Genomic DNA, 7,944 nt, shown 5'->3' with positions numbered 1-7,944 from the left:
GGACTGATCCCGATCGGCGTCGGATTCACCACGTCGCTCGCGGCAATCATCATCATGGCGTTCGTATCCGGTTGGGCTGCAATCGTGTTGGCGGTGGCGCTCATCGTCAGCGGTGTCGTTGCGCCGTGGCTCGCGGCGCGTGGGTCGGCGCGCGCCATCGCCGACAGTGCCGCCGCGAGCACGCGAGCCGCCGACACCGCGTCCACCGCGCTCTGGCACGCGCCGGAGCTGATCGTCGGACGGCGTCGTGACGCGGTGTTGGCCGACGCCCGTGTCGCGGACGAGGACGCCATCGTTGCTGCCGATCGTGGTGTGCGCGTTCAGTCACTGGCAGCCGCGGCCACGCCGCTTTCGCTGGGGGTCTCGCTGCTGGCCGCGTGCTTGATCGGTATCCACCTGGCTTCGTCGACGTCGGGCTCCCTCGCCGACGTCGCGAGCGGACACGGACTGACCCCGATGATCCTCGGCGTGCTGATCCTGTTGCCGCTCTCGGCATTCGAGTCGACGGCACCGCTGACCGAGGCGGGCATCCAACTGGAGCGCAGCCGCCAGAGCGCGGCGCGCGTGATGGCGCTGGTCGACGGTGCCCGTGCCGAAGGTGCCCAGGTCGAAGTTTCTGCGGATAGCGCCGACGACATCGACGTGCCGGTATACGCAGGGCCGGTGACGATGACGCTCGATCAACTGAGGTGGGGATGGCCCGCGACGGCCGACGGCACACCGCCGACGCTCGGCCCAGACGAGGGCATCTCCCAGGTTCTTTCGCCGGGATCGCGGCTTGCCGTTGTCGGCCCGAGCGGCATAGGAAAGTCGACGCTGCTGCTGACCATCGCCGGTCTGCTCGAGCCGCGTGCCGGTTCGGTGACTGCGACCGCTCAGGACGGTGCGCCGGTCGCATTGCGCTCGGCCGCATGTTATTTCGCCGAAGAAGCGCACACCTTTTCGACGACGCTCGGCGAGAACCTGCGCGTGGCCCGTGGCGACGTGACCGACGACGAGATGCGCGAGGCGCTGGCGACCGTCGGCCTCGGCGACTGGGTGGCAGGTCTGCCCGACGGCCTCGACACGGTGCTGACCGGTGGGGCGGAGGCGATCAGCGGCGGGCAGCGTCGTCGACTGTTGCTTGCCCGTGCACTGCTGCACCGGGCACCGGTGGTGCTGCTCGACGAGCCGACCGAACACCTCGACGCCGCGGACGCAGAGCAGTTGCTGGCCCGCCTGCTGACGCCGGTGGGAGGCATGTTCGGTCCCGAGCGGACCGTGGTGGTCGTGACGCACCAGCCACCCCGCGCGGAGTCTGCTGACTTCGTGCGGATCGAATGGGAACCGGTCGGCTCCCAGTAGGTGTGGCGAGTGCCAGTAGGCGAGTGCCCGGTAGGCGAGTGCTCAGTAGGGCGGCGGGTTCTCGTCGTTCCAACGTTTTTCGGCACGCTCTGCTCGACGCCGCTTGGCGTCGTGTGCGGCGTTGATTCGTCGATTGGCAGGGTGATCGGGTGGCTTCTGCCTGTGCAAGCCTCGGAAGAGGTTGAAGCCCGTGAACGCATTGCCGACGAAGGTGTGCCCGGTGGGGGAGACGAACAGAGTTGTCCCCATCACGGTCTGCAGGTCGCGCCAGTTGCCGAAGGTCTTGATCCTGTGGTGAAACCTGCACAGCGGCTTGAGGTTTGCCGCAACTGTGGCGCCTCCGGCCTGCGGGTTGCTGCGGTTGAAAGCCTCGCCGTGGTCGACGTCGGCGCGCCATACCGGGTTGCTGCACCCGGGGAATGTGCAGCACAGCTCGCCCGAGCGGATCAGGGCGTCGAGCTTCTTGCTCGGCGTGTACCGCAGTGCCGATGAGGCGGCGCGCTCGTTGATCGCCGCGGGATCCAGGAAGTCGATCTCGGCGTCCGTGAGTAGCTTTCGGATCGTCTCCGCATCGACGACGCCGTGTCCGTCGATGAATCCGGGCATGTCGTCGTGGCCATTGATGGTGGATTCGTTGACGACGACGTGGATGACCGCTCTCGGCGAAGGCGGGACCAATGGTGCCGGTGCGGCGGCGTGGTCGGGCAGGTCGTGGGACGGTTCGCCGGCGGACTCGGCGACCTCGGCCGCCGCAGCGCAGGCCTCGCATCTACAGGTGAGGTGGCTCTCGCCGTGCGCGAAGGCGGTGAGCGCGTCGGCTCGACGTTGTGCGTGAGTGCGCGGGTCGGCGTCGTGGACGGCGTCGGCCATCGAGTTGAGCCGGGCATTGATCATGACACCGGACTCGATGGGCAGCGTGCCGCTGATGCGGGACTGTCCCGGCTGGTGCCGGTCAGGCCGTACCTGCACGTCGCGGTCGTGGTCGACGAGCTCGCGCTGCCTCTTGACCGCGGGAGGGTCGAGTTGTGCGACGACGCTGTCGACGAGTGCCTTGAGTCGTGTCGTCGACATCTTGTCGCGCGCCAGCAGTGCCGAGGCGATTCGGGAGTCGACGTCGGCGATGGTGTCGGGTCCGCACAGAGCGGTGCGTGACAGGACGACGAGGAACTGGGGCAGGTCGAGACGTCCGCACGCGAGCACCGATCCGGTGAGCGGCAGGCGATAGCGGACGGCATGCCCGGCGGTGATCAGCTCACGTGCCCTGGCGGGCGAGACCGAGAGGACCGCGCCGACGTCGGCGATGGTGCGCTCGAGTCCGTCCGGACCGAACCGGGCGCGCGGGTCACCACCGGATCTGGCGAGCGTGGTCAGCGCGTGCAGATCCTCCGGAGAGGCAACGGGACCGGGGTGCGCTTCGCCGATTTCTGAGCCGTAGTCTTCCTCGTGCTCTTCGTGAATCAGACTGATAGCCTGCAGCATTCGATAATCGGCACTGGCGCGCACCGACGCGCAGTGCGCGATGATCTCGACCAGATCGGTCTTCGACAGCTCCTCGTCCTCGCACATCTGCTCGACGATCGGCGGCATCGTCGGCGCGCCGAAGAGCCCGGCATCAGACGACGCGCCGGGCGCTGCTGCGTCGGCGTCGAGAGTGGTTTCCAAGGACATGAACCAAACATACATTCGAGGTCTGACAAAAAATCTCACCGAAGATCCGACCGCGGTATGCGCATCGAAAAAGGCGTTGCGAGCACCTCGGGGCGGGCGTACGTTCGGTCGTACACGAGAAAGGAGGTGGTCTGAAGTTGTATGACATACGGACACGTGAGGTGGCCATCCGCTAACGGCGGACCGCCTGTGACTTAGGCACTTTCGCCGGCACTTGTGCTCGTTGGCGAATACCAGATGGTCACCCGACCCCCGCATCCGGCCGTCCGGCCGATGTGCCCGTCCCTGACGGGTGATGCGGGGGTCGTTCCGTGTCTGGGGGCCTTTCATCGTCGGGGTGTTTCACGATCTGAGGTAGTGCGGCTGCATCGGGTTGTCGGGCAATTCCGACAACGAGTAGTGGATTACGCATGCGGCTGCCGATGCCGAGGAGTGAACTTCGTGTCAGAAGCACTCGTTAGCCGTGATTCGTGACAGCCAGGAGGCCGATGATGAGAACAACCAGCGCGGTCAGATCTCTCCACACGCGTATGCACGCATCGTCGAATCGCACTGCGGCAGTGCGTCGCCGCTACCTCACCGCCGACGATCCGGAGTGGACCAACGACGGGCCGACCAATTGGATCATCGGGACTGTCGAGAACCTCGGCTACAGCCGACTCGGAATCGCTGGTGCCACCACAGGTCACCTGGTCTTGCTTAACGAGGGCCTCGCCGACCTGGCGATCCTGTCGACCTCAGGTCTCTGCGGCACCGACGGTGCCCTGTTCACCTATCTGCCGAGCGGTTCGTCGCGCATCCTGCCCGACAGCGAGTTCCACATCCTGCAGGGCGAGCGTCGAGGCGGGCGCCCGGTCCTCATGGGAGAGATCATCGACGACGGCCCGCTCGCGCTCCAGTTCTTCTTCGACGGTCCGCCGCCGCAACTGCGTGGGTGATGGGCAGCCGGTTCGACGATCAGCCGGCTGCCGCAGCATCGCGGTCTGACTATCCGACGAAACGACGCAGCTTGGCGGAAAGGCGGGGCGTGAGGTCGCCGTCGGAATCGACACGTTCTTCGACGTAGGCGAGGTCGCCGTCGGGAACGATGCCGTAAAGGCGTTTGGCGTTGCCCGCTGGGGAGCTCGTCTCCGAGCGCACGACGGCGTCGGTGGTGAGATTCCACGACGTCTGGTTCAGCGGCCGGCCGTAGAACAGCTCGACCCAGCCCTCGGCGTGGGCGAGGAGAAGTTCGATGGAGTCGTCCTCGGTGATGCGCCAGTAGCCGGTTTCACGCTGGTCGGGACGCAGGAAGTTGGCGTCCTCATCGATGACCCAGGAGCGCGACTCCCAGTTCAGGAAGTTCTGCCCGTCATGACTGACAACGATCTGCTGGGCGAAGTGGTAGTCGGTGTGGGTGACGGGATCGTGTCCCTCACCCTCGCCACGCCACACTCCCACGAGAGGTAATAACGCGAGAAGTCCCTGGTGGAGGTCCGCGCCGAGCCGCAGGTTGGCGGTATCGGGCTTGAGCGGCAGATCGTCCCACGCGGGTACGTTGCGTTCGCGGCTGCCTGACTCTGCAGCGCGCGAATCGGCCTGGCTGATCGCCTCGTCGCCTGATCTACGGGCGGCGACGGCGTCGTCGGGCTGTGCGTCCTCCGGGGAGGTCACGATTCGTCTGTGACCAGTCGGTAGAGCACGTACAGCGCAAACCAGGTGATCAGGACGGCCGCGAGGACCAGCAAGATTTCGAAGAAGATGACCACGGCTAGATTCTAACTCCGATGCGCGGGCGGTAGTTCACTGAGGTCGACCACACTCGGCTGTGTCGCTTGGCGCCCGCGCCGTCGAGTCGGATCACTGTGCCGTGTCGCGTCCGCCCTGGGCCGCGACGGCGATGATGGGGGTCGGCCCCGACCATGGCCCACGCGGCGACGGCGCGGTGGGGCCGGTTGCCGCGCAAGCCATGCGCGAACGGCCGCCGTCACCGCAGACGGGTCTTCGACGGGCGTGAGGTGTCCGACGTCGTCGAGGACGACAACCTCGGGGTGATCGGGGAATCTGGACTGGAGTTCATAGGCCTGCCGCAGCGGTATCCACGGATCATCCCGACCCCAGCCGATACGAACCGGGCTGCGGGTGGCTTCCAATCGATTCGCCACAGGGCGGGTGTCCGCTGCGCTGAGTGCTGTGATCTGCCGGTAGAACGCCGCCTGTCCGATGGGGCCGAGCCACTGGGAGGCGAGCGCCTCGACGTCTTCGTCGGATAACGGCCGAAAGGCTGCTGCGGCAATGTATTCCTTGACCAGTGCTGCATGTAGATGTGCCGGGAGTTGCTCGAAGACATGTGCGTTCTCGGCAACCAGCCGGAAGAAGGGCGAACCCCACGGGTCCACGGTGACGACGTCCCAGAGGAACACGTCTGCGTACTCGACGCCGTTGAGCAGATGTGCGCGGAGTGCGACGGCGCCGCCGATGTCGTGCGCAACGACATGCGGCCGCTGCAGTCCCCACAACTCGATGAGCGCGCCCAGTCGTACGGCTTGCGCGGCCAAGTCGGTCGTGACTGCCGCGCTCTTCTCCGACTCGCCATAGCCGGGCATATCCCAGAGAAATACTCGGTAGTCGCGACTCAAGTCGGTGGCAACGCTGGTCCAGACCTGTGACGACCATGGCGTGCCGTGGCACAGCACGATGTCGCCCGCCGAGGCCGTTGGGGGCTCGAGAGTCCTTGTCGCGATGGAGGTTCCGTTCACGGTGACGATCGAAGCGGGTGGCAGAGAATCGTGTGTCATCATGGCGACAAGGTAAAACCTCAGGTTGACCTGAGGTCAAGACGGAAGGTCGGGCGGAAAGTGAAGATCGGAGAGGCTTCGAGGCGAGTCGGCGTCGACGACCACGTGCTACGGCACTGGCACGACCTCGGTGTGGTCGTACCCGATCGCGAAGCGTCGGGCCACCGTTTGTACACGGAGGAGCACATTCGTCGCATCCGCATAGTTCAGGCCTGCCAGAGCGTCGGCATGAGTCTTGCCGACATCCGGCTGGTGCTGCACCGCGACGAAGAAGGTCGCACGGAACTGATCGAGCAGAAGCTCCGATGGATACGTTCACAACGCGCCCAGCTGGCGGACGCGGAGAGTTTCCTCGAACACGTCATCGGTTGCAGGCATGATCTGCTCAGCCGGTGCCCCGACTGCACGCGGTACGCATCGACCTATCCGCCGAAAAAACAGGCCCGGCCACCCTGCGGGTGACCGGGCCTGATCTGCGAATCAGCAGCCTCAAAAGCGTTGCGCTACTTCGAGATTGCGACTCTTCTGTCTACTTCGAGACGGTGATGTCCTTGTCGTGAACGCCGGGGCCCTCGGGGCTGACGGTCACGTCGCCGTTGCCGACCGACGACAGGGCGCGCAGCGTCCAGGTGCCGGGGGCGGCGAAGAAGCGGAAATCGCCGGTGGGGCTTGCGACGACCTCGGCGGTGAACTCACCGGTCGAGTCGAGCAGTCGCACGAACGCTCCCGCCACCGGGTTACCGGAGGCGTCGGTGACCTGTCCGGTCAGGACGGTCTCCTTCTCGACGTCGACGCCCGCGGGCAACTTCTGTCCCTGCTTGGGTGCAGCACACATACTTACTTTCCTTCTCCCAGTTCAACCGGAACGCCGACCAGCGAACCGTATTCGGTCCAGCTGCCGTCGTAGTTCTTCACATTCGTCTGTCCGAGCAGCTCCTGCAGCACGAACCAGGTGTGGCTCGAGCGCTCACCGATACGGCAGTACGCGATGGTCTCCTTCGAGCCGTCGAGGCCCGCTTCCTTGTACAGCTCGGCGAGGTCGTCGTCGGACTTGAAGGTGCCGTCTTCGTTGGCAGCCTTGCTCCACGGCACGTTGATGGCGCCGGGGATGTGGCCGGGACGCTGGCTCTGCTCCTGCGGGAGGTGCGCGGGAGCCAGGATCTTGCCGGAAAACTCGTCAGGGCTACGCACGTCGACGAGGTTCTTCACGCCGATGGCGTCGACGACCTCGTCGCGGAAGGCGCGGATCGAGTTGTCGGGATCGGCGGCCTTGTACTCGGTCGCGGGGCGCGAGACAGCGTCGGTCGACAGCGGGCGGCCGTCGAGCTCCCACTTCTTGCGTCCACCGTCGAGCAGCTTGACGTCCTGGTGGCCGTAGAGCTTGAAGTACCAGTACGCGTAAGCGGCGAACCAGTTGTTGTTGCCGCCGTAGAGGACGACGGTGTCGTCGTTGGAGATGCCGCGCTCGCTGAGCAGCGCGGAGAACTGCTCGCGGTCGACGAAGTCGCGACGGACCGGATCCTGCAGATCGGTCTTCCAGTCGAGCTTGACGGCGCCTTCGATGTGGCCGCCGTCGTAAGCGCTGGTGTCCTCGTCGACCTCGACGAAGACGACCTTGTCGTTGTTCAGGTTCTGCTCAGCCCAATCGGCGCTGACCAGGACGTCGGAACGTGCCATGTCTGGTTCCTTCCAGAGGTGGGATTTCTCGGTGAGTGTGTCCGGTCACCGGAGTGATGAGAACGGGCCGGACGTCGGTCGAATGACGGTCGAACGATGACGGCGGCATCTGACGAGATGCGGACTTGCGATGTCACGAGCGCGCACACTGCACACACCGGCCGTCACCTGTGGTGAGCGTGCCGAGGTGGCGCGATCACCGGACTAGAGACAGCAACAGTCGGCGACGCGACAAAAGTCGATCGCCCGCCGACGGGTGAGCAGAAGCTCACGGCGCAGTTGCATGCCCACGAGGGTACAACAGCCACCCCACGACGCTTCAATAGCGGCCCCCATGATTCCGACTCGGTGGTCGAGTTGCGCTCGCGCGCGGTGGCGAGTTGCGCTCACGCGCACAATGCCGGCCGGTGTCAGAAGTCGCTCGGGCGAAGATCGCGCGGACCGGTGTCGGCGACGAGGAGTACGTCGCTTCCCTCGC

General features: G+C 65.7%; 8 protein-coding genes. 3 read left to right on the top strand and 5 right to left on the bottom strand.

The window, feature by feature from the left end:
• A partial coding sequence (cydC, locus tag A5777_RS03870; RefSeq protein WP_064861685.1) for a thiol reductant ABC exporter subunit CydC occupies positions 1–1,344 on the top strand: 1,344 nt, incomplete at its 5' end.
• 42 nt (positions 1,345–1,386) lie between these two features.
• On the opposite strand, the gene A5777_RS03865 is transcribed toward cydC, so the two are convergent.
• Positions 1,387–3,012, bottom strand: coding sequence for an HNH endonuclease signature motif containing protein (locus A5777_RS03865; protein WP_005204207.1), 1,626 nt, complete (start codon positions 3,010–3,012; stop codon positions 1,387–1,389).
• 491 nt (positions 3,013–3,503) lie between these two features.
• Between A5777_RS03865 and A5777_RS03860 the strand changes: the two genes are divergently transcribed.
• Positions 3,504–3,950, top strand: coding sequence for a hypothetical protein (locus A5777_RS03860; protein WP_005204209.1), 447 nt, complete (start codon positions 3,504–3,506; stop codon positions 3,948–3,950).
• 49 nt (positions 3,951–3,999) lie between these two features.
• Here A5777_RS03860 and A5777_RS03855 read toward each other — a convergent pair whose 3' ends face one another.
• Positions 4,000–4,665, bottom strand: coding sequence for an FABP family protein (locus tag A5777_RS03855; RefSeq protein ID WP_064861684.1), 666 nt, complete (start codon positions 4,663–4,665; stop codon positions 4,000–4,002).
• A 104-nt stretch (positions 4,666–4,769) separates the two neighbouring features.
• A complete protein-coding gene (locus A5777_RS03850) occupies positions 4,770–5,792 on the bottom strand; it encodes an alpha/beta fold hydrolase (protein WP_064861683.1) in 1,023 nt (340 codons plus the stop codon).
• Here A5777_RS03850 and A5777_RS25635 point away from each other — a divergent pair.
• Positions 5,676–6,251, top strand: a complete 576-nt coding sequence (locus tag A5777_RS25635; protein ID WP_331710569.1) for a helix-turn-helix domain-containing protein — start codon at positions 5,676–5,678, stop codon at positions 6,249–6,251. The two genes, A5777_RS03850 and A5777_RS25635, sit on opposite strands and share 117 nt — an antisense overlap.
• A 67-nt stretch (positions 6,252–6,318) precedes the next feature.
• Here A5777_RS25635 and A5777_RS03840 read toward each other — a convergent pair whose 3' ends face one another.
• Positions 6,319–6,624, bottom strand: a complete 306-nt coding sequence (locus A5777_RS03840; RefSeq protein WP_005204217.1) for a DUF1416 domain-containing protein — start codon at positions 6,622–6,624, stop codon at positions 6,319–6,321.
• 2 nt (positions 6,625–6,626) lie between these two features.
• A complete protein-coding gene (locus A5777_RS03835; protein ID WP_005204219.1) occupies positions 6,627–7,466 on the bottom strand; it encodes a sulfurtransferase in 840 nt (279 codons plus the stop codon).
• Between the last annotated feature and the right edge of the window lie 478 nt (positions 7,467–7,944).

Source organism: Gordonia sp. 852002-10350_SCH5691597, assembly GCF_001665715.1.
GTDB classification, from domain to species: Bacteria; Actinomycetota; Actinomycetes; order Mycobacteriales; family Mycobacteriaceae; genus Gordonia; species Gordonia sputi.
Note: the sequence above shows the minus strand (reverse complement) of the source record. Positions and strands in the feature narration are given on the sequence as shown.